Origin of the sequence: Swaminathania salitolerans (assembly GCF_007988945.1) — a bacterium.
Taxonomy (GTDB): domain Bacteria; phylum Pseudomonadota; class Alphaproteobacteria; order Acetobacterales; family Acetobacteraceae; genus Swaminathania; species Swaminathania salitolerans.
Genome location: NZ_BJVC01000002.1, coordinates 269331 through 294285 on the forward strand (window position 1 = coordinate 269331; position 24955 = coordinate 294285).

18 protein-coding genes are annotated in these 24955 nt (G+C 61.7%); 15 read left to right on the plus strand and 3 right to left on the minus strand.

Annotation, left to right across the window (positions count from 1 at the left end; translation table 11 throughout):
• Nucleotides 1-5 precede the first annotated feature (5 nt).
• The 6 genes from SSA02_RS05305 (at nt 6) to SSA02_RS05330 (ending at nt 9849) form a co-directional block, all read left to right on the plus strand.
• Nucleotides 6-368, plus strand: coding sequence for a hypothetical protein (locus SSA02_RS05305; RefSeq protein WP_147092903.1), 363 nt, complete (start codon nt 6-8; stop codon nt 366-368).
• A 124-nt stretch (nt 369-492) separates the two neighbouring features.
• Complete coding sequence (locus SSA02_RS05310; RefSeq protein WP_147092904.1) at nt 493-1779, plus strand: TolC family protein; 1287 nt, start codon at nt 493-495, stop codon at nt 1777-1779.
• Nucleotides 1776-2954 (plus strand): efflux RND transporter periplasmic adaptor subunit, encoded by a 1179-nt coding sequence (locus SSA02_RS05315; protein ID WP_147092905.1) that lies wholly within the window; start codon nt 1776-1778, stop codon nt 2952-2954. The genes SSA02_RS05310 and SSA02_RS05315 overlap by 4 nt, the downstream gene beginning before the upstream one ends.
• Nucleotides 2955-2956: 2 nt before the next feature.
• Nucleotides 2957-6166, plus strand: a complete 3210-nt coding sequence (locus tag SSA02_RS05320; RefSeq protein ID WP_147092906.1) for an efflux RND transporter permease subunit — start codon at nt 2957-2959, stop codon at nt 6164-6166.
• Between the two features lie 157 nt (nt 6167-6323).
• Entirely contained in the window at nt 6324-7379 is a 1056-nt protein-coding gene (locus tag SSA02_RS05325) for an NAD(P)-dependent alcohol dehydrogenase (protein WP_147092907.1), read from the plus strand.
• Nucleotides 7380-7569: 190 nt separating this feature from the next.
• Nucleotides 7570-9849: a glycosyltransferase gene (locus SSA02_RS05330; RefSeq protein WP_147092908.1), complete on the plus strand. Its 2280-nt coding sequence runs from the start codon at nt 7570-7572 to the stop codon at nt 9847-9849.
• A gap of 16 nt (nt 9850-9865) precedes the next feature.
• Here SSA02_RS05330 and SSA02_RS05335 read toward each other — a convergent pair whose 3' ends face one another.
• On the minus strand, nt 9866-10675 hold the full coding sequence (locus SSA02_RS05335) for a DeoR/GlpR family DNA-binding transcription regulator (protein ID WP_147092909.1): 810 nt from the start codon (nt 10673-10675) through the stop codon (nt 9866-9868).
• Between the two features lie 282 nt (nt 10676-10957).
• Here SSA02_RS05335 and SSA02_RS05340 point away from each other — a divergent pair, with 282 nt between their 5' ends.
• The 9 genes from SSA02_RS05340 to SSA02_RS05380 all read left to right on the plus strand — a co-directional run bounded on the left by SSA02_RS05340 (nt 10958) and on the right by SSA02_RS05380 (nt 21933).
• The gene (locus tag SSA02_RS05340; protein ID WP_147092910.1) at nt 10958-12535 is read left to right on the plus strand and encodes an FGGY-family carbohydrate kinase; all 1578 of its coding nucleotides are present in this window, start codon (nt 10958-10960) and stop codon (nt 12533-12535) included.
• A gap of 134 nt (nt 12536-12669) precedes the next feature.
• Nucleotides 12670-14337: a glycerol-3-phosphate dehydrogenase/oxidase gene (locus SSA02_RS05345; protein WP_147092911.1), complete on the plus strand. Its 1668-nt coding sequence runs from the start codon at nt 12670-12672 to the stop codon at nt 14335-14337.
• Between the two features lie 259 nt (nt 14338-14596).
• The gene (locus tag SSA02_RS05350) at nt 14597-15361 is read left to right on the plus strand and encodes a triose-phosphate isomerase (protein ID WP_147092912.1); all 765 of its coding nucleotides are present in this window, start codon (nt 14597-14599) and stop codon (nt 15359-15361) included.
• Entirely contained in the window at nt 15358-16185 is an 828-nt protein-coding gene (locus SSA02_RS05355) for a DeoR/GlpR family DNA-binding transcription regulator (protein ID WP_147092913.1), read from the plus strand. Before SSA02_RS05350 ends, SSA02_RS05355 begins: the two co-directional genes overlap by 4 nt.
• Before the next feature lie 22 nt (nt 16186-16207).
• Nucleotides 16208-16675, plus strand: coding sequence for a D-erythrulose-4-phosphate isomerase (derI, locus tag SSA02_RS05360; protein WP_147092915.1), 468 nt, complete (start codon nt 16208-16210; stop codon nt 16673-16675).
• Nucleotides 16676-16706: 31 nt separating this feature from the next.
• Nucleotides 16707-17633 carry a substrate-binding domain-containing protein gene (locus tag SSA02_RS05365; RefSeq protein WP_147092917.1) on the plus strand — a complete coding sequence of 309 codons (927 nt, stop codon included), beginning with the start codon at nt 16707-16709 and terminating at the stop codon, nt 17631-17633.
• Nucleotides 17634-17650: 17 nt separating this feature from the next.
• On the plus strand, nt 17651-19156 hold the full coding sequence (locus tag SSA02_RS05370; protein WP_147092918.1) for a sugar ABC transporter ATP-binding protein: 1506 nt from the start codon (nt 17651-17653) through the stop codon (nt 19154-19156).
• Nucleotides 19146-20171, plus strand: a complete 1026-nt coding sequence (locus tag SSA02_RS05375; protein ID WP_147092919.1) for an ABC transporter permease — start codon at nt 19146-19148, stop codon at nt 20169-20171. The genes SSA02_RS05370 and SSA02_RS05375 overlap by 11 nt, the downstream gene beginning before the upstream one ends.
• Nucleotides 20172-20211: 40 nt before the next feature.
• The gene (locus SSA02_RS05380) at nt 20212-21933 is read left to right on the plus strand and encodes a dihydroxyacetone kinase family protein (protein ID WP_147092921.1); all 1722 of its coding nucleotides are present in this window, start codon (nt 20212-20214) and stop codon (nt 21931-21933) included.
• A gap of 418 nt (nt 21934-22351) precedes the next feature.
• Here SSA02_RS05380 and SSA02_RS05385 read toward each other — a convergent pair whose 3' ends face one another.
• Both SSA02_RS05385 and SSA02_RS05390 read right to left on the minus strand, forming a co-directional pair.
• Complete coding sequence (locus tag SSA02_RS05385; RefSeq protein WP_147092923.1) at nt 22352-23764, minus strand: amino acid permease; 1413 nt, start codon at nt 23762-23764, stop codon at nt 22352-22354.
• Between the two features lie 248 nt (nt 23765-24012).
• Nucleotides 24013-24858 carry an undecaprenyl-diphosphate phosphatase gene (locus SSA02_RS05390; protein ID WP_147092925.1) on the minus strand — a complete coding sequence of 282 codons (846 nt, stop codon included), beginning with the start codon at nt 24856-24858 and terminating at the stop codon, nt 24013-24015.
• Nucleotides 24859-24955: the final 97 nt, after the last annotated feature.

A 24955-nucleotide genomic window follows, 5' to 3' on the forward strand; every position in this document is an offset into this window, starting at 1 on the left:
TCGTCATGAGAAAGCTATCGCGTCACATCCGCCCGGCAACGCTCGGCCTCGCGGCATTCGGCCTTTCGACGCTCTGGACACTCGCGCTTTCGACGCCGGGTCTCGCCCAGGAGGAGGACGAGGAAAAGAAGAAGCCGGACATGCATCAGCTTGCACGGTCATCGGCCCTGCCGAAAGCGGAGGCGGATTTCAGCATGTTCCGCTACCGTCCGCCGGGCGACAAGGTGATCGAACAGGCCGATGCCCATCGTCTGCTCTTCAAGCGACCGGACGGAACCCCCGACGGTTATGCGCAACGTCGGGGCAATGCCGTCATCTATTACGATCGTAACGGAAAAGTATCTCACGTCCAGCCTCTGGATGAGTGAGTTCCTGAGGAACGCAAGGGCGGAATCGCCTTTGCGTTTCTGTCTTGTAACACTATTTTTTAATTTAGCGTTCAGCCAAGTTTTGTAGCGGTTCTCCTCCGATGAGCCCCTAAGATCGCCGACCATGTCAGTGATTCCCCGAAGGCGCGCATCGCAGCGCCTCCTTCCGAAGCGCCTATCCTCCCGTGTCAGGGAAAGGCACGTCCTTGCCTGTGCGCTCGGACTCGGCCTGTGCCTGATCCCGGCCGCCGCGCGTGCCGGAAGCTTCCACGACGCCTTGCGTGCCGCCTGGGTCAGGGATCCGAGCAACCGGTCCTTCTCGATCGACGCGAAGGCCTCCCACGCGAATGCGGGCGCTGCGGAATCCTGGTTTCCGGGCGGACCGATCGTCTCGGGCGAATATCTCGACGATCACTTCATCGGCAGCAATCTCGGCTACACGACCTATCAGGGCGCCATAAGCGTACCGCTCTGGTTGCCGGGACAGGGAACGGCAACCATGCGAAGCGCGCTCGCCGACGAGGCCGTGTCGCGCGCCCGGATCAACGTCCAGCGTCTTCTGGTTGCGGTCAGGGTTCTCGATCTCGCGAGTTCGGCCACGCTCCTGCAGAAGAAGATCGGCAATCTGCGCGCGACGAGCACCATTCTCCAGCGCGTGGTGCATAGCGCACAGGACGGGCTGAGGGCCGGGGAGATCGCGTCCTCCGATTTCGATGCCGTCGTGGGCGAGAAGGGCGATGTCGACTCCCGCATCGCCGAGGCGGAACAGGCCCTGGAGAGTACGCGGGCCGAGCTCGAAGCCCTGACGGGATCGGACGATATTCCCGATATCCTGTCGCTCGACGGGCGTATTCTGGGGACACAGCGTCTCGCCCTCGATCCCTCCCGTGATCCGCGTCTCATCATGGCGTCCGCGCTCGTGAAAAGTGCTAAGGCATCCTACAATCTGGCGCGGCATTCCTACATGCCGAACCCCACGCTCGGCGTTCAGGTGACCAAGCAGGGGCAGTACGGCAGCCCGTGGGATACGCAGGTCGGTGCCCAGTTCTCCGTGGCACTGCCGAGCGAGGCGCGCAACACGCCCATCGTCATGAAAGAGGTCAAGGCGATGGGTGCGGCAGAACGCGACGCCACCCTCGCCAAACGCAAGGTGACCGTTGAATACCGCCAGACCCGGGCGCGACTCAGCTCGGCTCTGGTGATGCTGAAACATACCAACACCGCCCGTCAGGCGCTCGATCAGCGCGCGGCGGATCTCGAACGCGCATGGCGTGTCGGCGAGGCGCCCGTCATCGAATATCTCCGCGCGAGACGATCCGCCCTCGAATCGGGCCAGAGAGCCGCCGAAGCCGATGTGATCTGGCACGCCGCCATGATCCGAATGAGCCTGATGGCAGGAAATTATCCATGAAGCGCACTCTTCTGCCGATCGGCATGCTCCTCCTCGGTATGGCCTCTCCCGCTCTGGCTTCTCCCGCTCTGGCCGCATCCGGCTGGCCCGATCACCCGATCGCAATCTCCCGTGAGGCCCTCAAACGCGAGGCGATCCACGTCGCCGTCGCCAAAGCGGGCGCGCTTCCTCCCCATATCGACGTGCCGGCCTATATCGATCAGGACGACAGGCGCAGCGCCCGGATCCATCCGGTGGGGCAGGGCAGGGTACAATCCGTGCTCGTGACGCCGGGCGAGATCGTCAAGCGCGGTCAGGTCCTGTTCACCTATGACGATTTCAGCCTCAGCGATGAGCGTCAGCGTCTGCTCTCGGCAGAAGCGGCCCTGCAGCAGCAGAAGGCCCTGAGGGACGACGCCAGCCTGTCCTATCACCGCGCCCGTACGTTGCAGGGTGGCGCCGTATCCAGAGGCGAGGCACAGCGCCGTCTGTCGAGATTGCGGGATGCAGAGGGCGCCGTGAAGCGCAGCGAAGCGCTCGTTCAGAACGAACGCGAACGTCTCGCCCGCTTCAGTTCGAGTTCGGAGCGCACACAGGGCCTGCATTCGGCCGTCATCTCGCCCATAGACGGCATCGTCGACAAGATCACCGTGAGCGTGGGAGAGGAAGTGTCCAATCGCAGCAAGGCGGCGGTAGAAATCGACAATCTCTCCCATGTCTGGGTGGTGTCCCAGGTCGGTGAGCAACAGGCTGCGCATCTCACGCGCGGTGGACGCCAGCTCACCTGGCCCGCGCCGGATGTCGCCCCCATCGAATCACGGATCGAGCTGATCGAGGGGAGTGTCGATCCGATGACGCGCCATGTTCTGGTGCGCAGTCTGGTCGCGAACAGGCACGGCCAGCTCCGGCCCGAGATGCTCGTGAAAACGCGTCTTTTCTCATCGCGCAAGGTTTCCGGCGCGATCGTTCCCGATACGGCGATACAAACGATCGGCTCGCAGGATTGCGTGTTCGTCCGGCGCGACGAGACGCATTACGAGGCCAGAAAGATCGTCAAGGGCCCCGATCTCGACGGAGAGATCGTGATCACCGAGGGACTCAAGCCGGGCGAGACGGTGGTTACGAATGGCAGTTTCGTGCTCAAATCCCAGGCGCTTCTGACCCCGCCGACCACGGAAGCCGGGGGCGGCAGGTAACCATGCAGTTCATGCTCAAGCTGCTGAAGGGCCGCGCCGCGATTCTCGGCGCCGTGGTCCTTCTCATGATCGCCGGTATTGCCGATCTGCGAACCCTTTCGGTCGAGCCCGTACCCGACATTTCCCCCCGGCAGGTTCTGGTTTCGGTGCAGGCTCCGGGCCTTCCGACCGAGGAGGTCGAGCGCCTCGTCACCTTTCCCATAGAGACGGTGATGTCGGGGCTCGTCGGCGTCACGTCGATGCGCTCGGTTTCGCGCACGGGCGTCGCGGTGCTGTATCTCCAGTTCGATGACGGGACCGACATCTATCGCGCCCGTGAACTGGTCGCGCAGCGGCTCGACACAGCACGCGCAGCTGTAACCGTGCGAGGGCTTTCGATCAGTATGGGCCCCATGGCGACAGGCATGGGCGAGATCATGCAGATCCAGATCCACGGAAAAGGCCGCTCCCTCGCCGCGCTGAACCGGATCATGACCTGGAACGTCGTTCCCAGGCTGCGTCTGATCCCCGGTGTGATCGACGTCAACATAAACGGCGGCGCATCCCAGACCTTCGAGGTCGCTCTCAATCCGATGGCGTTGCGACAATATCGCGTCTCCGTTTCGGATGTGTTCCGCGCCGTCGATCAGGACAACGAGGCAGCGGGCGGCGCGTGGATCGAGCATAATGACGAGCAGCACGTCATAGTCGGGCGGTCTCTCATCGACAGTCTGGCGGAGCTCGGCGACGTTCAGGTGCGCAGTATGCCCAATGGCGGCGTCGTCCATGTCCGGGATGTGGGAAGCGTGCATGAGGGGCGTCTGCCGAGGCTGGGCGGCGTCACCCGCGACGGGCAGGGCGAGATCGTCAATGCGGTGATCCTGCTCCGGCAGGGCGCCAATGCGGAGGCGACTCTGGACCGGATCCGCAAGGCTCTGCCTCAGATCGTGCACAGCCTGCCCGAGGGTGTCACGATCGAACCCTATTACAGCCGCGCGACGCTGACGGATGTCACGATCCACACGGTGAAGGAAAACCTCCTTCTGGGCGCGCTGCTGGTGCTTGTCGTGCTTCTCGTGGTCATCGGCGACTGGCGGGCATCGCTCGTCATCATCTCGGTCATTCCGTTTTCGCTCGTCGCCGCGATGGTGGGCATGAACCATCTGGGAATATCGGCGAATCTCCTCAGTCTCGGCGCGATCGATTTCGGCATGGTCGTCGACAGTGCTCTCGTGATCGTCGAAAGCGTTCTGGCGAGCCAGGCAGCGGCCTCCGTTCCCCTGACCCATCGTATAGCGGCGACCGTCGCGTCCGTCGCAAGACCCGTGATCTTCGCGATCCTGATCATCATCATGGTCTATCTTCCGGTGCTCACGCTGGAGGGGATCGAGGGACGCATGTTCCGCCCGATGGCGCAGACGGTGATTCTCGCCCTGATCGCCTCTCTGGTTTACGCCCTGGTCTGCGTCCCGGCCTTCGCTGCACTGATCATGCGCATCAAGCCGCATACCCATGCCCAGGATGGGGCGCATGACGGGGCGCACGAAGAGGCACATGAAGCGAGCGGGGGAGAAACAGCCGCAGAGAACAAGGCCGCCCCGGGCAAAGGCCCGGAAGGCTCCGGGGCTGCGCATCCGCTCACGGGAACGGAGCACGACACGGCCTTCATCCGGTTCCTCCGCCGTGGCTTCGAGCCTGCCTCGCGCTGGTGCATGGCGCGCGGTCGTCTGGTCGTCGGGATCGCGCTTGCCGTGCTGGTCGTCTCGGTCGGACTGACCACGCGCCTCGGCGGCGAGTTCATCCCCCAGTTGCAGGAAGGCGACCTGATCGTCACCTCCACCCGGCTTCCCGGCATTTCGCTCGATGCATCGCTCAGGGCCGTCCAGCGGATCGAACGGACTTTGCGCGCCTTCCCCGATGTGCGCCTCGTCGTCAGCAATACCGGCACCTCGGCCATTCCGACCGATCCGCAGGGCGGCGAGCAGTCGGACACCTATGTGCTGCTCAAGCCGCGTTCGGAATGGAAGACGGCGTCCACCCAGGAAGGACTCGTCACGGCATTCAACAAGGCATTGCTTCGCGACAATCCGGGATCGCTCTACAACTGGAGCCAGCCGATCCAGATGCGCATGGACGATCTGCAGTCCGGGGTGCGCTCGCAGATCGCGATCGGGATCTACGGCCCGAAGATCGACACGCTCATGAAACTCGCCGCGGAGACGGCTGAGGTCGTCGCTGCGGTTCCGGGCGCCGCCGACGTGGCGCCCCAGGATGTCGGGACCATTCCCTATCTCCATATCGATGTCGACCGCACGGCGGCAGCACGCCTCGATGTCGACACGGCCGAAGTCCTCGACGTCGTCGAGTCAGTGGGCGGACATGTCGGCCCACCCGTCTCGCTGCAGGATGCGCTGATCCCGACAGAGGTCCGTATCGCACCGGGCGGGCGAGAGGATATGGACGATATCAGGATGCTTCCCGTCGTCACCCGTGGCGATCATGTCGTCAGGCTCGAGCAGGTTGCCGACATCACCACGCGGGACGGCCCCGCCGCGATCCGCCGGAACCAGGGCGAACGGCGCATGATGGTCCAGGCCAATGTCCGCGGACGCGACCTGAGTTCCTTCGTTCAGGCGGCCCAGAGCGCCGTGCAGAAAAAGATCGCGTTGCCGCCGGGCTATCGCATCGAGTGGAGCGGCCAGTTCAAGAACCTCCAGACTGCCGTGGCCCGGCTCGAGATCGTGGTGCCGATCACGCTCGTCCTCATCTTCTGCCTGCTGGTTCTCGCACTGGGCGACGTCTGGCTCGCAGGGCTGGTTTTCGTCAATCTACCCTTTGCGGCAACGGGCGGCATCATGGCCTTGTGGATACGCGGCATGCCATTCAGCATCTCCGCGGGAATCGGCTTCATCGCCCTGTTCGGCGTGGCCACGCTGAACGGCGTCGTTCTGATCTCCTATATCCGGGACAAGCGCCTCGCGGGGCTGGACGCCGTCTCTGCCGCCGTGACTTCGGCCAGGGAACGCTTTCGCCCCGTGATGGCGACGGCCACGGTCGCCTGTCTCGGGTTTTTCCCCATGGCGTTCTCGATGAGTGAAGGCGCGGAGGTGGAAAAACCGCTCGCGACCGTCGTGATCGGGGGGCTCATCTCCTGTACGGCGCTCACCTTGCTCGTTTTGCCGACTCTTTATATCAAACTGTCTCAATGGAGAGAGCGCACCGCCAGTCTTTGACCGCCCCCGGGAGATCCGGATATTTCCGGGCAAACCCGGGGAGGGGTATCGCGTTTTTCTCTCCTGACCGCATCCGGACCGTCTCGCCCGCTGCTCCGCACCGCCGAGGGACGGATCCCGCGATGTTTCCAGACTTTCCCTCTCCAGGAGACCACCGATGCTGTCCTGTACAGGTTATGCCGCCCGCAGCGCTTCCGACCCGCTCGCTCCCTTCAGTTTCGAACGTCGCGACACCGGGCCTGACGACGTGCGGATCGAGATCCTCTATTGCGGTGTCTGCCACTCCGACATCCATCAGGCGCGCAATGAATGGGGCAACACCCTCTATCCCTGCGTCCCCGGTCACGAGATCGTCGGTCGCGTCAGCGAAGTCGGCACCAATGTGTCCCGGTTCCGGCAGGGCGATGTCGTCGGCGTCGGTTGCATGGTCGATTCCTGCAGGGAATGCAAAAGCTGCCGCGACGGCTACGAGCAATATTGCGAGCAGGGCTTCGTAGGCACCTATAATGGCGAGGATCGCCAGGGCAGGGGGATTACCCTGGGCGGCTATTCGAAATCTGTCGTCGTCGATCAGGCCTTCGTTCTCAAGGTTCCGGACGGGCTCGACCTCGCCGCCGTCGCCCCCCTGCTCTGCGCGGGTATCACGACATATTCGCCGCTCCGCCACTGGAAAGTCGGCCCCGGCCAGCGCGTCGGTATCGTGGGTCTCGGGGGGCTCGGTCATATGGGCGTCAAATTCGCCCGTGCCTTCGGAGCCGAAGTCGTCCTGTTCACCACCTCCCGCGGCAAGATCGAGGACGGATTGCGCCTCGGCGCCCACGAGGTCGTGCTCTCCACCGACAAGGAGGCGATGGCGCGCGAAACGGGACGCTTCGATTTCATCCTCGATGCGGTTTCCGCCCAGCACGACATCAACAGCTATCTTGCGCTGCTCAAGAGAGACGGCACGCTGGTGCAGGTGGGGGCGCCCGAAGATCCGCTCCCCGTCTCGGTGTTCAGTCTCCTGATGAAGCGTCGCAATTTCGCGGGATCGCTGATCGGCGGCATTCCTGAAACCCAGGAAATGCTCGATTTCTGCGGAGCCCACGGCATCACGGCCGATGTCGAGATGATCGCGATGGACGAGATCGAGACCGCCTATGCGCGCATGCTGCGCTCGGACGTCAAATACCGCTTCGTGATCGACATGAACACCCTGGCGGCGTCGGCCTGACCGGGAGGCTCTGCCATGCCGCGTCCACTCCGGGTGTGGCAGAGCCTCGTACTGCCACTCGCTTCATTCGGACCTGCGTTTGCTTTGGCGCGTAGCGACAGTGGCCTTGTCCACAGCGGCGAAATAGCGGAGATGAAGACACTACGCGGTATTTTTCCGTCAGGTTTAGAGCGAGGAACTCTCTATTTTGTTGGGATTGTTCAAAAAGGCAACCATACGCGTCGAAGCGAGCGCATCCGACGCCTCGGAAGATCTTGAAACCCTGGCGAAAGCCGTCATAAGACGCGACTGGACGATCCTCGGGGATAAACGAGATCGCGCGTCCCAAGAGGCGCCCTGGCTGAGCATGCCCGCTGCGCTTGCGCGCCTGCTTCGTCGGTTTTTAGAGGAAGCAGATAGAAATCGGGACGCAGGTAATACGCCAGACGCCGCGTTACTGTATGAGGCAGCTTATACACTCTCTCCATCCCGTATGGATCTATATGTTCAGTGCGGGAACATGCTTAAAGATTCGGGCGATCTGGAGAGAGCCGAACGCGTTTATCGCGACGTGATCAGCAAATTTCCTGATGAAGCCGAGGCCTATCTTCAACTCGGCCATACGTTCAAAATCTCTGGTCGGAGAAACGCGGCTCTGGATGCCTATCGCGCTGCGTTAAAGCGCGACCCTGGGAATAATGATGCCCATGACGAACTCATACTTCTCGGCGATTCCTTCAGCCAGCACGCGGCAGCGCAGCATATAGGCTTCACACGGACATTGATAGCCTCCCTCGACGTTGCCCGCAAACTGGAAGCAATCGGCGAGGAGTTGAGATCGTGCAAGGGAATCATGAACCTCAACTATCCGTTCACGGCAATTCCCCGGGAAGACTTCTCGTCCCATCGCGAGATGTTCGTCGCCGAAAACGAGACAAAAATAGAAAATGACGACTTCGCGATCGTCTTGCCACAGTTCGACGTAGAGCCAGACCTTCTCCAACTTCAAATCGACGCATTGGCACGTATCTCCGATCCGTTCCGCCTTGTAACTATCGGCGCCACTCCAGCGGTTCGTGAGAACTGGGATCGCCCAGCCCGGTTGCGACGGAAGGTCGTTCACATCGACACGTTCGCCGGCCTCGAAAATCACATCGAGCGCGAGAACGTGCTCTTTCTTTCCTCCCGCGACATCCCCACCACCAACTCATTGCGCTGGTTCAAGATTGCGATAGAGTCCGGTGCCGATTTCGCCTATTGCGACGAGATCCGTCATGAAGGTGTGGCATCCCGTGGCACGGCTCGATCGCGGATATCGCTGCTTTCCAAACCATGCTTCGATGAAATCTGGAACGAACAGGTCAACTATCTGGGAAGCGCTTTTTGTGTGAAGAACGCATTGTTCGCAGGGACGCCTCTCCCGATTGATACAACGCCACAGGCTTACCTATCACGTGCTCGGAAAGTCGCTCACATTCCTTACCCGTTAATCGAAAGCTACCGTGAGCTTTCTGACAAATCCCCGTCAGGAAGCAATGAACTCCCCACTCGTTTTGCCAGCCTAAGCAGGGATCATGACATTCATGTCGTGATATGTACCCATAATAACGCAGCCTCATGTCGTGACATGATAGCGAGCTTGCGTGACAAGGCCCGTGCATGCGAACGGGTGAAGATAACGGTCGTCGACAACAGGACGAGCCGACCCAACGACCTCGCCATCCTCGAGAGTCTCGAAGACATTGCAGAATTGAACGTCGTGCGAGACCCGCATGCATTCAACTGGTCGCATATGAATAACGAAGCCGCCTCCCTGAGCGACTCGCATATTGTCGTCTTCTGCAATGACGATATGGAAATGCTTTCAGAGGGCTGGGACGACATGTTGAGCCAACTTCTCGACGACGACGAAGTGGGCATGGTCGGCGCAAAATTGCTTTACGCCGACGACACGATTCAGCACGGTGGCATATTGCTTGGGTGGCAAGGATCGGTGATCCATGACGGCCTCTATGAACCGATGGACAGCATGGAGCAATTCGCACGCTGGCAGTGCACAAGAGAATGCGAGGCTGTAACCGGAGCGTTTCTTGCGATGCGACTATCTCTCTTTCAGGATCTAGGCTGTTTCAACGCCGAACATCTCGCCATTTCCTATAGTGACGTCGATCTCTCTTTGCGTGTCTCAAAATCTGGTTACAAAGTCCTTTGGACACCGGCCATACGACTCCGCCACGATGAATCGGTCAGCCGCGGTCTCGACCATCTTGACTCTATGCGTCAGGCACGAGCAGCCTCGGAACGGAGATGCTTTGAGCGGATATGGGGTGAGTCGAGACTGAGCAGGGATCGGACTGTAAATCCGGTCTGGGCCGATGTGACGCTTCCTTTCCGGCTCTTGAGGCCGGTAAACCATGAGACCGCGATCCAACATATCCGATACTCGATGTCACTCAACAAGAGGAGCGCTGACGGTCAGTCCGCGCCGTGATTGCAAGAGACCCTCTTCAGCAGGTTTCGATCGGGATCCCGGCGGCTTCGAGATCCTGCCGGATTTCCGGTCGGATCTGCGTGTCGGTAAGGATACGGCTGAAATCGTGCAGCGAGGTCAGGCGATGCAATCCTCCCTGCCGGAACTTCGTGCTATCCACGAGAAGGACGCTCTGATCGGCAATCGCCATCAGGGCGCGCTTGACCTTGACCACATCCTGATCGTTCTGGAATGCCGTGTCTCCCGAGATGACCGAGGTGGACATGAACATGATATTGCCGCGCAGCGATCGTGCGGCCTGCTCGCATACGAGGCCGAAGAAAGCGTTTCGTGAATTGCTGTAATCGCCGCCGAGGCAGATGATCTTGATACCGGGGAACGGTGCCAGAGCCTGAACGACCCCCACGGCGTTGGTGATGACGGTCAGAGGCGCCCGGGCCGGGAGGAGGGGAAGCATTTCCGCAACGGTCGTGGAATCATCGAGTATGACCACCTGGCCGGGTTCGATCATCGATACGGCACGCTGGATGATCGCCTTCTTGAGATTGGCTGCCCTGTGCTGACGATAGGCGACGTTTTTCTCGGTACGCGCCCGGTTCTTCAGCGTAATACCGCCATGGATCTTGTCGATGAGCCCCTGACTCGCGAGCGCATGAGCGTCCCTGTGGATCGTCATCCGGCTGACCTCGAAATGCTCCGACAGGAATTCGATACTGGCATTCCCCTGTTCGAACAGGAGGTCGAGAATCTGCTGCTGGCGGGTTTTGAGGTTCTGACGCTTGATCCCGGTCTCGGACAGGGATGCCGATTTCAGATCACCACTCATATGCGCGAACTGCCTTTGACAGGTTAGGCTTTGATCCTCGGATCGAAGCGGATCGGAAGGTAACATAACAAAAATATCACAAACATCTCACACTAGCAAGATGCTCTCACGCCGGGACTGCGCGTAGACTACCCGTTATGCATCGTCTCTGCGCTGTCCTGCACAGACAGAGACAAATAATTCGTATCATATATCGCACTCAATTGTGATTTCTATCACAGTAATTGCCATTCTAGAAACAGGAAACCGACGGCTTGGCGTGACCGACTGAGGACAACGATTATGAGTGGGCATTATCTCCTTGGCATTGACTGCGGCTCGTCGACGGCCAAATCCGTGATATTCACGCCTGATGGCAGGATCGAAGGGGTAGGGCAGGCACGCGTCGCCCAGATCACGACGACTCCCCATCATGTCGAGCGCGACATGGCTGCGACCTGGGAGATCGTTGCAGGAACGGTGCGCGCAGCTCTCGCAGATGCCGGTATCGAGGGGAGCGCGATCGCCGGCGTCGGGGTCACCGCGCATGGTGACGGTCTCTTTCTGCTCGACCGTTCGGGACAACCGCTCGGCCACGGAATCATGTCTCTCGACAGCCGTGCGCGCCAGATCCACGAATCCTGGCGCGACACGGGCCTTCTCGACCGTGTCATGCCCTGCTCCGGGCAACGACCCTATCCCTATTCCGCAACCGCGCTTCTGGCCTGGATCAGGGATCATGAGCCCGCGCGTTACGACGCCATCGGCACTGCGTTCTTTGCCAAGGACTGGATACGCCTCTGCCTGACCGGAGAGATCGCAACGGATCTGACCGAGGCAAGCACGGCCTTCACGGATGTGCACAGCCAGGAATACAGCCGGGAAATCCTCGATATGCTCGGCCTGGATGGCATTGCCCACGCCTTGCCGGATCTGCTCGATTCCTGTGCGCAAGCCGGGGGCGTCAGCGCGGAGGCCGCGCGGCTTACCGGGCTCGCGGTCGGCACGCCGGTTTCGGCCGGTCTTCACGACGTCACGGCGGCAGCGGTCGGGCTCGGTCAGATCCGCGCGGGCGACATGACCGTAACGGCCGGTACTTTCTCCATCAACGAGGTTCTTCGCGACCGCCCCGTGACGGGCAGGACCTGGTCCTGCAGGGCCGGGTACCGACGCGGATTGTGGAACTGCATGGCGATCTCTCCGGCTTCAGCGAGCAATCTGGAGTGGATGGCCGGATTGACGGCGCCCGGGGATCCGGACTGCGCCGCCAGATTGATCGACGGGGCAATCGCGCGTTTTTCGGGCGCGCGTTTTTCAGGCGAACGTTCCCGGCATGTTCTTCCGCTCTATCATCCCTATCTGTTCGGCTCGCCATTCGAGGCGCCTGCGACCGCCTCTTTTCTCGGTCTGCAATCCTGGCATGACCCCATCGACCTGTTCCAGGCCATGATCGAGGGAACGATCTTCAATCACCGTCAGCATGTCGAGGATCTGCTGCAAACCGGCCCCGTACTGCGTCTCGGTATATCCGGAGGGGGAAGCAGAAGGCCGGAGATCGGACAGCTTTTCGCCGACATACTGGGGCGTCCGGTTATGACCTCTCCGGTGCGCGAAGCAGGCGCCCTGGGGGCCGCCCTGACCGCGGGGGTGGCGAGCGGCGTTCACGCGTCGCTCGAGAGCGCAGTCGCCGCGCTCGATATCGAACCGCGTCAATTTACCCCCGCCCCCCGCATGACCTGCTTCCATGACAGGCAATATGCCCGTTACAGGGCCGTTGCGGAGGCACTCGCGCCTTTCTGGCCGGGCCTGATCGATGCGTCCCAGGTCGATACACCCCAGATCGATATGCCCCCGGTTGGCGTATCCCCGGTGGTGGCGTGATCCATCCCCGCAACAACCATCCCCGCGACGAGACACAGCCTTACGTCGCGCCTGGTCCTCTTACGCTGCCGAACAGCGTTATCATCCCGCCGCCTGTTCTGCAGGCGCTTTCATACGCGAACGGATAATACCCGATGACTCATTCCGCTCCCTGCCTCGACTCCGCACATTTCGACGTGACCATCATCGGTGCCGGGATAAACGGCGCCGGTCTGTTCCGGGAGCTGGCTTTGCAGGGACTCAATGTCCTGCTGATCGACCGCGGGGATATCTGCGCCGGGGCGTCCGCCGCACCCTCGCGCCTCATCCACGGCGGAATCAAATATCTCGAGACGGGGGAGTTCCGCCTCGTGGCGCAATCCACCCTGGAGCGCAACCTGCTTCTGCGCAATGCACCGCATGTGGTCAAACCGCTTCCCACGATCATCCCGATCCATTCCTGGCTCGGCGGGATCCTGCCTTCGATCAAGCGCTTCCTGCGCCTCAAGGCGAAACTGGCCGACAGGGGCATAGCGATCACCGAAATCGGGATGCAGATCTACGACTTCCTCGGGCGACGTGCCCGCGTCATGCCACGCCATACGCTTTCGATCGGACGGAAGATGCGCAGAGCCTGGCCGCATATGAGCCACAAGGTCATCGCGACGGGCCGCTATTTCGACGCCGCCATTACACAACCGGAACGACTGGGATTCGAATGCGTGGAAGACGCGCTGCGGCTCAATCTCGGTTGCGCCGTCAGGACCTACACGACGGTTGCCGGTTTCGAAGCGGGAAAACTGATCCTGCGGGATGCGCTGGACGGCACGACAACAACCGTCACCACCGATCTGGTCGTGAATGCTGGCGGCGCATGGATCGACCGGATCAACGCGGATCTGGGGCTGCATACCCGTTATATCGGGGGCACGAAGGGTTCGCATCTCGTGCTCGATCATCCCGGTCTCCTGCGTGAGCTTGCGGGGCAGATGGTCTATTTCGGCACACCCGACGGACGGATCTGTCTCGCCTATCCCTTCATGGGACACGTGCTGGTGGGCTCGACCGATATCCCCGTGAACGACCCCGACAGCGCAACATGCTCCGAAGACGAACAGCGCTACATGCTCGACATGCTCGGTCAGCTCTTTCCCGGGTTCCGCTTCACCGATCGTGACGTGATCTATCGCTATTGCGGCGTGCGACCGCTTCCTGCGTCCAATGCCGACGATCCGGGAGCGATCAGCCGCGACCATGTCGTGCATGCCGATCGGGCGCAGGGCAAGCCGGTGCTGTCTCTCGTGGGAGGAAAATGGACGACGTTCCGCGGGCTGTCGGAGGAGGTCGCCGACGATATCCTCAACCGCCTCGGTCGCAAACGCAGGCTGTCTTCCCGTGAGCGCGCGATCGGCGGCGGCGCGGGCTATCCGGCCGAACGCGCGCGTTCGGCCTATATCCGGACGCTCTCGACGCGGCACGACATCAGCGTCGCTCGCGCAGCTACGCTGTTCGAGCGTTACGGCACGACAGCGGAGCGCATTGCCGCATCCTGCGGACGCTCGGAAGACGCGCCTCTTGCCAGCCTTCCCGACTACACACGTAACGAGCTGATCTGTCTGGCGCGTGACGAACTCGTTCGCACCGTGGATGACCTCGTTTACCGACGCACGCCCATCGCGCTCTCGGGTGCGCTGAACCGGGAGGTCCTGTCCGAGATCTGCGACATCCTGGCCGCCCCGCTCGGCTGGGACACGACAGAGCGGGACAGACAGGAAAACGCCTGCTGGCAGGTCGCCCGGACGCAGCACGGCCTGCATTCCTGATCCATGTCCGTCCCCCGCCGGACCGGCGGGGGACGTATCGCAGTTTGTGTTTCATATATCATTGCATGATAACATTTCATATCATGTCAAAAATCGCGGAAAACCGCGCGAAATCCAGAGTCTCCGGCTTCGACTTCTGTCTAAATCATATCAATGTGAACTAACTGAGTGAGATTATATCCTTGTCATTGTTATTCTCTGAGATAGTATCACATCGTTAGCGTTAGATTTTCCGTTTCGCTCGATCTCGGGGACAAAGATGTCAAGAAAACCGCTCTGGGTAGGAACCAGCTGGAAAATGAACAAGGGCCCCAGCGCCGCCCGGGCGGCCGCCGAGGCCCTCGCTGCGATCGATGTTCCTGACGGGATACACCCTTTCGTCATTCCGCCCTTCACCTCGCTCGAAGCCGTTGCGGGACTGCTCGAAGCGACCCGATGGCAGGTCGGCGCCCAGAACATGCACTGGGAGGACGAAGGTGCCTGGACCGGCGAGATATCGCCTCCGATGGTCAGGGAGTGCGGCGCAACACTGATCGAGCTGGGCCACTCCGAACGGCGCGAGCATTTCGGCGAAACGGATGTGACCGTCAATCTCAAGGTCAAGGCTGCCCTGCATCACGGATTGTCGCCGCTGATCTGCATCGGCGACAGTGCGGAGGAATATGCCTCGGGTGCGACACACGACACCCTCGCGAGGCAGGTCCGCATGGCGCTTCACGAGCTTCCTGCAGCCTCGATCGGCGCCATCCGTCTCGCTTACGAGCCGGTCTGGGCGATCGGTGCGCAGGGGCGGGCTGCAGAATCGGATTTCGTCGCTGCGGCTCATGCGAGATTGCGCTCTGTCCTTGCGGAACTCGCAGGGGTCGATATCGCGAGACGGGTTCCGATCCTCTATGGCGGAAGCGTCTCGCTCGAGAACGCGTCCGGCTATACCGCGCTCGCGGATGTCGATGGCGTGTTCATCGGTCGCTCGGCCTGGAGCCCCGCCGGGCTGGAGGCGATCATCCGGTCGGTGGCATCATGAGCGGCGGCATCGGAATCGAGAGCAAGGCCGTATCGGCGCGTCGCCGCGAGATACTGGATTACGTTCTCGAAAACGGTGGCGCCCAGATCGAGGAACTCGTCGAGCGTTTCTCCACCAGCCGCATGACGATCCATCGCGACCTCCACGCTCTGTCGGAGCAGGGGCTGGTCCGCAAGGTGCATGGTGGCGTGACCATGCTCGCCAGCGGCGTCATGGAGACGAGCGTCGTTCACCGGATGCGGCGGGCCTCGCGGGAGAAACATGCCATAGCGCGTGTCGCGGCGTCCTTCATCAAGGCGGGCGATATCATCGCTCTGGACGATTCCACCACATCGCGCGTGCTGTCGGAGCAGCTCCCCTCTGCGATGCCGCTCACGGTGCTGACCAACAGCATGGGCATAGCTACCCAAATTGCCGGTGCCAGGGATGTCAATCTGATCTGCCTGGGCGGAAAATATCACCCGCGTTTCGACGCCTTCCTCGGCATTCTGTGCGAGCAGAGCTCGAAATCGCTGCGGGCGAATACATTGTTCATGTCGGTCTCGGCCGTTCGCGATCTCGGCGCCTATCATCAGGAGCAGGAAATCGTGAAATGCAAGATGGCGCTCATGGAAATCGTCGATCGTCGGATCCTCATGATCGACAGCCACAAATTCGACGTCACGGCGCTCAACCGTCTCGCGAATCTCTCCGATTTCGACGTGGTGATCACCGATTCCGGTGTTTCCGATCGTCAGAAAACCAAGATGCTCGATGCGGGTATCAATCTTCACGTCGCAGCGCTCGACGAGGAGACCTCCGCATCGCGTGCCTCCTCCCACTGAATTCAAGGAAAAGAGACGAACGATGAAAATTGCAGTTGGTGGCGACAGCGCCGGCGAAGGCCTCGCCCAGCAGATCGTGGCCCATCTCAAGGCAAAGGGTTTTTACGTAACCGATCTGTCGAAGCCGGAAAGCGGAACCGGCGAGCTCTATTCCGAGCTCAGCGAGCGCGTGGGACGCGCCATTCTGGCCGGCACCTATGAGCGCGGTATCCTGTGCTGCGGCACGGGGATCGGGGTTGCGATTTCCGCGAACAAGATCCCCGGTATCCGTGCGGCGCAGACCCACGACACCTATTCCGCCGAGCGCGCGGCGCTGTCGAACAACGCCCATATCATCACCATGGGCGCGCGCGTGATCGGCGTCGAGCTTGCGAAAGCCATCGCCGAGGCATGGCTGGCCAAGGAATTCGATCCGGCAAGCGCATCGTCGCGCAATGTCGACGGTATCGACGCCCTGGACCGGAAGTATTCGCCCAATTCATGTTCCTGATGGATTAACCTGACCATAAGGGTCTCATCCGATGAAAAAAGCCCTGCTTGCCGCCGCTACTCTCCTCTGTGCTCCCCTGTCAGCCCAGGCTGCCACGGATACGGGTCCCATGCGCTTCGTCATGATCCCGAAGGCCGTTCATCCCTGGTTCGACAAGGCCAATAACGGCGCCCAGGCCGCCGCCGCTCTTCTGAGCAAGGCGACCGGTCGCCAGATCACCGTGGAGTATCGTGCGCCGCAAACCGCCGATGTCTCGACCCAGAACGACATCATCGAGCGGGCGATCGCCACCCATCCCGACGGACTCATTCTCGATCTTCTCGACGAGAAGGGCAATCGCGCGACGATGCAGGAGGCGGTCGAGGAGAAGATCCCGATGACCGTGTTCGATTCCCTCCCGCCGGAAGGAATGAACATCACGGCTGTCGGCGCTGATTTCTGCGAGCAGGGAACCCTTGCGGCCGAGCGTCTCGCGAAGCTGATCGGCAACAAGGGCGAGGTCGCCATCATGATGGGCGTCCCCACCGCGCCCAATCACGCGCTGCGCGCGCGCTGCGAGCTCAAGGTCTTTTCGAAATATCCCGATATCAAGGTCGTCGCGACCGGGATCGACAATGACAGCATCGAGACGGCCCAGAAGCAGGCTTCGGCGATCATGCAGGCCCATCCCGATCTCGCAGGCTGGGTTGCGTGCGATGCAGCCGGCCCCGTCGGGATCGGCCAGGCCATTCGCGAGAGCGGAAAGGTCGGGAAGGTCAAGGAAGTCGGCCTCGACAATCTCAACGACATGCTCCAGCTGATCAGGGACGGCGTGGTCGACTCATCGGCGTCGAGCCGTCCCGAGATGCAGGGATACTGGGCCGTCATCGCGGCGTGGCAGAAGGCCCTCGGGCAGCAGACACCCAAGAACATCGATACCGGCATCGATATCATCACGAAAAAAACGCTCTCCAAATAAACGATGGAGACGGGACAATGGTCCTTCTCAAAGCAACGGGTATCCGCAAATCCTATCCGGGAGTTGTCGCCCTGGACCATATCGACCTCACGCTCGAACCCGGCAAGGTCCATATCCTTGCCGGTGAGAACGGCGCGGGCAAATCGACGCTGATCAAGACCTTGTCCGGGCTCGTCCGTCCCGATGAGGGAGCACTCGCCATCGAGGATGGCGATGCGCTCCAGGAGCCGCGTCTGTTCCAGCGTGTCGCCTATGTTCCCCAGGAACTGAATCTCTTTCCCTATCTTACCGTCGCCGAAAACATGTTCATGCCCTTCGGGCGGAGCGGCTTCGGGACGATCACCGTTTCCGAAAAGGCCATGGAGCGCGAGGCGGAGAAATTCATCTCCCGCTTCGGCATTCATGCCCGCGCCGATCAGAAGGTGGCCGATATCAGCGTTCCGGATCAGCAGCTTCTCCAGATCGCCCGCGCGGCGACCCAGGAGGAATTCAGGATCATGATCCTGGACGAGCCGACCTCGTCGCTGACAGCGAAGGAAACGGAACGGCTCTTCCGCATCGTCAACGACCTGCGTGACAAGGGCATCGCCATCGTCTTCGTCTCTCACAAGATGGAGGAGATCTTCTCTCTCGGAGACACCGTCACCGTGCTTCGGAACGGCCGCAGCGTCGGCACCTTCCCGATGGCGGACATGACGGAAAGCGAGCTGATCCGTCTCATGTCGGGCAGCACGGTCAAGCTGGACGAGCAATTCCAGTCGCGCAGCGAAACGCGCGACGACGATGTCATCCTGTCGGTGGAGGGGCTGTCGGGCCCCGGATTCGACGATGTGTCCTTCACCCTCCGTCGAGGCGAGATCCTCGGTTTTGCGGGCCTCGTGGGCGCCGGACGCTCCGAAGTGATGCAGACGATGTTCGGCTTCCGGAAAGCGCGCGCGGGCCGCGTGATGCTCGAAGGGAAGGAGATCGCCCGCAACCGCCCGGACAAGGCGGTCAGGGCCGGAATGATGTATCTGTCGGAAGAGCGCAAGCATCACGGCATTTTCCCCATGCTCAGCGTGCGCGAGAATATCGCTCTGGCGGTGACCGGCGCGATCACGAAAGGCGGGCTCATTTCCGGCGCCCGCGAAACCGCGACCGTATCGGACATCATCGGCCGGTTCGATGTACGGACGTCCTCGCCCGAAAAGAAGATCATGTTCCTCTCGGGCGGAAACCAGCAGAAAGCGATCATCGGGCGGGCAATGGCCCGCAAGCCGCGGCTGCTGATTTTCGACGAACCGACGAAGGGTATCGATATCGGAACGAAGTTCCAGATCTACCGGATCATGCAGACTCTTGCCGAAGAAGGCGTGGGGATCATTCTCGTTTCCTCGGAAATGAGTGAACTCCAGCGTTGCGCGAACCGGATCGTCACCATGTATGCCGGCCAGATCAACGGTTCGTTCGATCATGCCGACACAGATGTCAGCACCTTGGTAGCCGCCATCATCGGCTCGCCGGAGACCAGCCATGTCGCCTGAAACCTCGCCAGCACCGGCCCCCGCATCGGGCGCCCAGCTTCCACCGCCGCCCTCGCTGGCGGACCGGATCAAGACAGTGGCGGCCAATCCGCTTTGCGGCGTGGTCGTCGCGCTCGTCGTGATCTTCGTCCTTTCCTGCCTGTTATCCGCGCATTTTCTCACAGCCTTCAACATGAAGATCATCGCCCGGTCGCTCGCCTTCGTGGGGCTCGTGACCATCGGCCAGGCCATTCTGATGATCCTCGGCGAACTCGATCTTTCCGTCGGCGCCATAGGCGGCCTGTCCGGCGTTGCCGGCGGACTCTTCATGGTGCAGTTCGGCCTCGATCCGTGGCTGTCTCTCGTGCTCTGTCTCGCGCTCGGCACGGCATGCGGATTGCTCAACGGCGTTCTCATCACGCAGCTCCGCCTTCATTCGCTCGTGCTCACGATCGGCATGGCGGGTGTGTACGGCGGTGCCAATCTCGTTCTGACCAAGGGCGTCGCCATTACGGGCATACCGGGAGCCATCTCGTTTCTGGGGCGCGGCATGATGTTCGGTCTTCCGGTGCCGTTCGTCATCCTTCTCGTCTGTCTCGCCATCGTCTCCTTCGTGATGCTGCGCACGCCGCTCGGTCGCTATGTCTATGCCATCGGCAGCAACAAGGCCGCGGCACGCATGCTCGGCATCCGGGTCGACGCGATCCGGATCTGTGCCTTCGCCAGTGCGGGGTTTCTCTCGGCACTCGCAGGAATCGTCATGGTCGCCCGACTGGGTACGGCGCAGCCCTCGATCGGCGATACCTGGGTGCTCGCTCCGATCGCCGCTGCGGTAATCGGCGGCGTCGCAACCACCGGCGGGCTCGGCAGCCCCTTCGGCGCCGTGCTGGGAGCCGTCATCATCGGCATCATCGAGAATGTCATCGTGCTGTTCGGTATCTCGCCCTACTGGCAGTCGATCGTCAGCGGCGGGATCGTCGTTGCTGCGATCTCGTTCGACTCCGTCGCCCGCCGCTACTTCAACCGGGAGGCCTGACGGCCTCTCCCGGGTCCTCACCTATCAGGGAGCCATCTCCATGACCAAGATCTGCGGCGATGCCGAAAATTTCGCGACATCCGCCCTGCGGGGTTTCGCCGATATCCACCGCGATATCGTAAGGCTCGTACGAGGGGGCGTGATCCGGTCCCGTCCGGCCACCCGAGGGAAGGTAAGTCTCGTCGTCGGGGGTGGATCGGGCCATTTCCCGGCCTTCAACGGTTATGTCGGCAAGGGCTTCGCCGATGCCTCCGTTGCAGGCGATGTGTTCGCCTCTCCCTCGACCCAGGCCATTCTGCGCATCGCGCGGGAAGCCCATCTCGGTGGCGGCGTCATTCTCGGTTATGGCAACTACGCCGGTGACGTCCTCAATTTCAGCATCGCAGCCGAGCGTCTGAGGGCCGAGGGCATCGATACCCGCATGATCGCGACGACGGACGACATTGCCAGCGCGCCCGAAGACGAGGCACCGCGACGGCGTGGCACCGCCGGGGATCTGCCCGTCTTCAAGATCATTGGCGCCGCGGCCGAAGAGGGCATGACCCTCGATCAGGTCGAGGCGATCGGAAAGCACGCAAACGCCCGTACACGGACCTTCGGCGTCGCTTTCGACGGATGCACCTTGCCGGGAGAAAAGGAAAAGCTCTTCCATGTTCCGGATGGCCGCATGGCCATCGGGCTCGGGGTGCATGGCGAGCCGGGCATCGACGAGACGGATGTGTTGAGTGCGGAAGCGCTGGCGAGCCTGCTCTGCGACCGTCTGCTTCGCGAAGCACCGGCAGGGGGCGGCTCACGCATCACGGCGGTCCTGAACGGGCTGGGCGCGACGAAATACGAGGAGCTCTTCGTGTTGTGGGAGGCGATCATCCCGCATCTCGAGAACGCTGGCTATACGGTCATCGCACCACTTGCCGGGGAATACATCACCAGCCTCGACATGGCCGGGTGCTCTCTCACCATCGTCTGGCTCGACGAGGAACTCGAGCGACTGTGGCGCGCGCCCGTGGAATCCGCGGCATTCCGGCGCGACCTCGTCTCAGGTTCGTTCACGGGGGGAACGCCTTCGCCTGCGGATATTCCCTCCGCCTACATGAAATCCCTGACAGAGGCGGGGCGTCAGGGCGGGCGCTGCGTCGCAACCGTCATGCACAAACTGTCCCTGGCGCTGAGTGCCGCCGAACATGAACTCGGACAGATCGACGCCCTGGCAGGCGATGGCGATCATGGGCAGGGAATGGCCCGGGGCGCAGGCGCTGCCGCCCGGGCGGCTCTGGCCGCCGTCGATGCCGGAGCGGGCCCCGCTTCCGTCCTTGCGGCCGCTGCCGATGCATGGGCCGATCGGGCCGGCGGAACGTCGGGCGCTCTGTGGGGGGCCGGACTTTTCGCCTTCAGCACGGCATTCGACGACGCAGCCGCTCCGGACGCGCAAAGCATTGCCACCGGTCTGCGCCGCGCCATGGAGAAAATCATGGCGCTGGGCAAGGCACGTCCCGGCGACAAGACGCTCATGGATGCGCTTCATCCTCTGGTGGAGACTTTCGAAGACAATCTGCGCAAGGGCGAGCCGATCGCCCGGTCCTGGCAGGATGCCGCCATCGTCTCGATGGAAGCCGCCGAAGCGACGAAGGATCTTCTTCCGCGTCTGGGGCGCGCCCGCACCCACGGCGAACGAAGCAAGGGCCATCCTGATGCAGGGGCGATCTCTCTTGCGCTTTGCGCACGGGTCGTCGGGGAGGAGCTGGCAGCGCTGTCGTTGCGCTAGGGCGCGCAACACCTCCGGGCGGGCTGAGCGCCACGCCTGCCCGGAGATTGCCGCTCCTGTTTTGCGGATCGCCCGCCCCGTTGGATCGTGTCCGGGGCCGAGGCCAGGGCCGGGAGCGAGGGGCGGGGTCTTGCTCCGCCTTGTCCGGACAGAGAGGTCCTGCTCCGGAAAACGCCCACCGGAACGCGCAGGACCCTGCAGCCCGACCGGGTGTCCGGGTCGATATGCTGCATATCGCGTTGCACACCCTGTTCCCGGGTTTCCCTCAGGTTTTCCACATCCTTACCCACGGACACATCCACGAAATCTGTGGGTAAACGGCGCGACCGGGGAAAGGCGCGTCTCCTGTGAGACAGAGTGGTTCAGCTGAGGGAAAAGGCGGACGCCCCGTTCCGGGGGCCGCATCGGCAGAGGACGATCAGTCCCGCCTTTCCCGCGCGAAGTTCGAGTTATGCCGCGAATAGAACCAGTATGTCGCAAAGCCGAGCACAGCATAGGCGCATAGCAGCAAGGCCGGGACCGGATTGCCCCGTATCAGGGCACGCGCCATATCCGCAAAGAGCGGGGCGATCATGACGACGCAGAAGATCATGCCGAGCGTGGGGGCAATGCCGATCCACCATCCTCCGATCGTCACGCCGCCAAGAGGAACGCTGAAGCTGCGCGGCATCTCCGGATGCATGTTGCGCTGCCAGATCACGGTGAAACAGACGATACCGAATGCCGCAGCCGTTCCGATACTGACCAGATCGCTGATGACGTCGATCGGCAGAATGGCGGCTGCGAGAGCGACGAGGAGTCCGAGCAGGATCGTCCCGGTCCAGGGCGTTCGAAAACGGGGATGCACGTAGGAGAAGACCGGCGGGAGCAGACCGTCGCGGCTCATGGCGAAAAAGATGCGCGTCTGACCGTAGAGAAGGCCGAGCAGCACCGAGCAGAGACCGATCGTCGCACCGAGATTGACGAAAAGCGCGAGCCAGGGCTGCTTCATGGCCCTGACAGCGATCGCCAGCGGATCGGCGACGTTCAGCTCACGATAGGGGACGATCCCGATCAGTACCGAAGCGACGCAGACATAAACGAGGGTACAGATGACGAGGCTTCCGATGATCCCGATCGGGACATCCCGTCTCGGGTTACGGGCTTCGGCGGATGCCGTGGAGACCGCCTCGAACCCGACATAGGCGAAGAAGATGATCGAGGCGGCACGAAACATGCCCGGTACGCCGTACTGGAACCCGCCCTGATATTCGGGGATGAACGGATGCCAATAGGCCGGATGCAGCGCAAAGAGACCGCAACCGACGAACAGGGCCAGAACACCGACCTTTATGAAGACGATGACCGTATTCACCCGCGCGGATTCCTGAACGCCGCGAACGAGGCAGGCTGTCACCACGGCTATGGCAAGGGTCGCGACGAGATCGAAACGCCATCCGGCCGTTATGACCATGCCGCCACTGCCGGGGACAGTCTGGAAGGTCGCCTGACGAAACGCTGCCGGAACGTGCACCCCGAAGCCCGAGAGCAGGCTCGACGCATATCCTGAAAGGCCGGAAGCGACCGCAGCGCAGGAGATTCCATATTCCAGGAGAAGCAGCCACCCGACGGTCCAGGCCGCTCTCTCTCCCATCGACACATAGGCATAGGAATAGGCGGAACCGGAAACCGGCAGGCTGGATGCAAGCTCTCCGTAGGAAAAGGCCGTGAAGAGGCAGGCGAGCGCGGCGATGACGAAGGAGACGAGAATGGACGGCCCGGCATATTCCGCGGCCGCAGTTCCGGTCATAACATAGATCCCGGCCCCGATCGTCGAGCCGACACCGAGCATAACCAGTTGGGTCGCGGTGAGCGAACGTTTCAGTCCGTTCGTCTCGTAATCGGCATTGATCTGCGCGAGGGTCTTGCGACGCGCTGCGATCGACGGGGGAAGGGAAGGAGGTGTGGCCAGGTCAGGAATTTTGGAAGTCGCCCATGTCTAAAGGGCCGATCATGCCCGATCGGCCACGGAAACGAAACTTATTTCGTTGTCAAAAGAGTGTCAGGATAGGAATAGGTCCGAACCGGGATAGGCCGGACTCAGAAGAACGTCAGAACGACGAGTGAGAAGATGCCGGCCCCCATGCAGTAGAAGGCAAACGGAGACAGCGCCCAGCGCTCATGATCGCGGAAATAGCGCAGAAGGACTGCCGTACTGATCAGGGCCGTGATTCCTGCCGCGATCGCCGCGATGACCGAGATCGATATCATCTCATGGCTGACCGTCATGTGACGAAGCTTGAAAGCCTCGTGAACCGTGGCCGCGAAAACGGCCGGCTGTGCCATGAGCAAAGAGAATCTGGCCGAGGTCTCGTGGTTCAGGCCGCAGAGCAGGCCCGCATTGATCGTCGAGCCCGAGCGGGAGATGCCCGGGAAGAGGGCGAGGCACTGCCAGAACCCGATGATCAGGGCATCGCGGCCCGACATGTCGGCGATCGCACGCTGGGGGCGCTTCCCCTTGTAGGAGCGCATCCATTCCGTGACGATCAGGATCAGACCGTTGAGGAAGAGGAAAAACGCGACGATGAGCGGTGTCCCGAAGATCACCTTCAGACGATGTTCGAAAAAATAGCCGAAACAGACGACTGGCAGGGTCGCGACGATGAGCAGGACGAGGATCCGGATCGACTCCTCCCGGCGTTCCGCACCGTATCGCCCCAGAACGCCTGCCGCGATCGCCAGCCAGTCGCGCCAGAAGAAACACAACAGCGCCACGAGCGTGCCGAAATGCAGCATGGTCAGAAAGGGAAGAAACAGATCGCTGCGCTCGTCCAGAGGCCAGTGAAGCAATGCGGGAAGCAGCACCGCATGTCCGAGGCTGCTGACCGGGAAAAGTTCGGTCAGTCCCTGAACAACAGCGAGGAACAAGGCTTGAAGCAGCGTCATGTGAGCTCGATACGATGATAAATTATGCCTTCTCCTGCCTCACTGCGCTCCGCTTCGCAAGCCCGTGCTTGACCGGGCGCCCCAGCCGCGCGATGAA

Excerpts from the sequence above, each read along its gene's own strand:
- SSA02_RS05310 (WP_147092904.1), top strand. The coding sequence starts at position 493 with ATGTCAGTGATTCCCCGAAGGCGCGCATCGCAGCGCCTCCTTCCGAAG.
- SSA02_RS05345 (WP_147092911.1), top strand. The coding sequence starts at position 12,670 with ATGACTCATTCCGCTCCCTGCCTCGACTCCGCACATTTCGACGTGACC.
- SSA02_RS05305 (WP_147092903.1), top strand. The coding sequence starts at position 6 with ATGAGAAAGCTATCGCGTCACATCCGCCCGGCAACGCTCGGCCTCGCG.
- SSA02_RS05385 (WP_147092923.1), bottom strand. The coding sequence starts at position 23,764 with ATGCTCGGTGTCGGCTCGACGATCGGGGCCGGGATCTATGTTATGACC.
- SSA02_RS05380 (WP_147092921.1), top strand. The coding sequence starts at position 20,212 with ATGACCAAGATCTGCGGCGATGCCGAAAATTTCGCGACATCCGCCCTG.
- derI (WP_147092915.1), top strand. The coding sequence starts at position 16,208 with ATGAAAATTGCAGTTGGTGGCGACAGCGCCGGCGAAGGCCTCGCCCAG.
- SSA02_RS05320 (WP_147092906.1), top strand. The coding sequence starts at position 2,957 with ATGCAGTTCATGCTCAAGCTGCTGAAGGGCCGCGCCGCGATTCTCGGC.
- SSA02_RS05390 (WP_147092925.1), bottom strand. The coding sequence starts at position 24,858 with ATGACGCTGCTTCAAGCCTTGTTCCTCGCTGTTGTTCAGGGACTGACC.
- SSA02_RS05350 (WP_147092912.1), top strand. The coding sequence starts at position 14,597 with ATGTCAAGAAAACCGCTCTGGGTAGGAACCAGCTGGAAAATGAACAAG.
- SSA02_RS05335 (WP_147092909.1), bottom strand. The coding sequence starts at position 10,675 with ATGAGTGGTGATCTGAAATCGGCATCCCTGTCCGAGACCGGGATCAAG.
- SSA02_RS05365 (WP_147092917.1), top strand. The coding sequence starts at position 16,707 with ATGAAAAAAGCCCTGCTTGCCGCCGCTACTCTCCTCTGTGCTCCCCTG.
- SSA02_RS05315 (WP_147092905.1), top strand. The coding sequence starts at position 1,776 with ATGAAGCGCACTCTTCTGCCGATCGGCATGCTCCTCCTCGGTATGGCC.
- SSA02_RS05355 (WP_147092913.1), top strand. The coding sequence starts at position 15,358 with ATGAGCGGCGGCATCGGAATCGAGAGCAAGGCCGTATCGGCGCGTCGC.
- SSA02_RS05375 (WP_147092919.1), top strand. The coding sequence starts at position 19,146 with ATGTCGCCTGAAACCTCGCCAGCACCGGCCCCCGCATCGGGCGCCCAG.
- SSA02_RS05325 (WP_147092907.1), top strand. The coding sequence starts at position 6,324 with ATGCTGTCCTGTACAGGTTATGCCGCCCGCAGCGCTTCCGACCCGCTC.
- SSA02_RS05370 (WP_147092918.1), top strand. The coding sequence starts at position 17,651 with ATGGTCCTTCTCAAAGCAACGGGTATCCGCAAATCCTATCCGGGAGTT.
- SSA02_RS05340 (WP_147092910.1), top strand. The coding sequence starts at position 10,958 with ATGAGTGGGCATTATCTCCTTGGCATTGACTGCGGCTCGTCGACGGCC.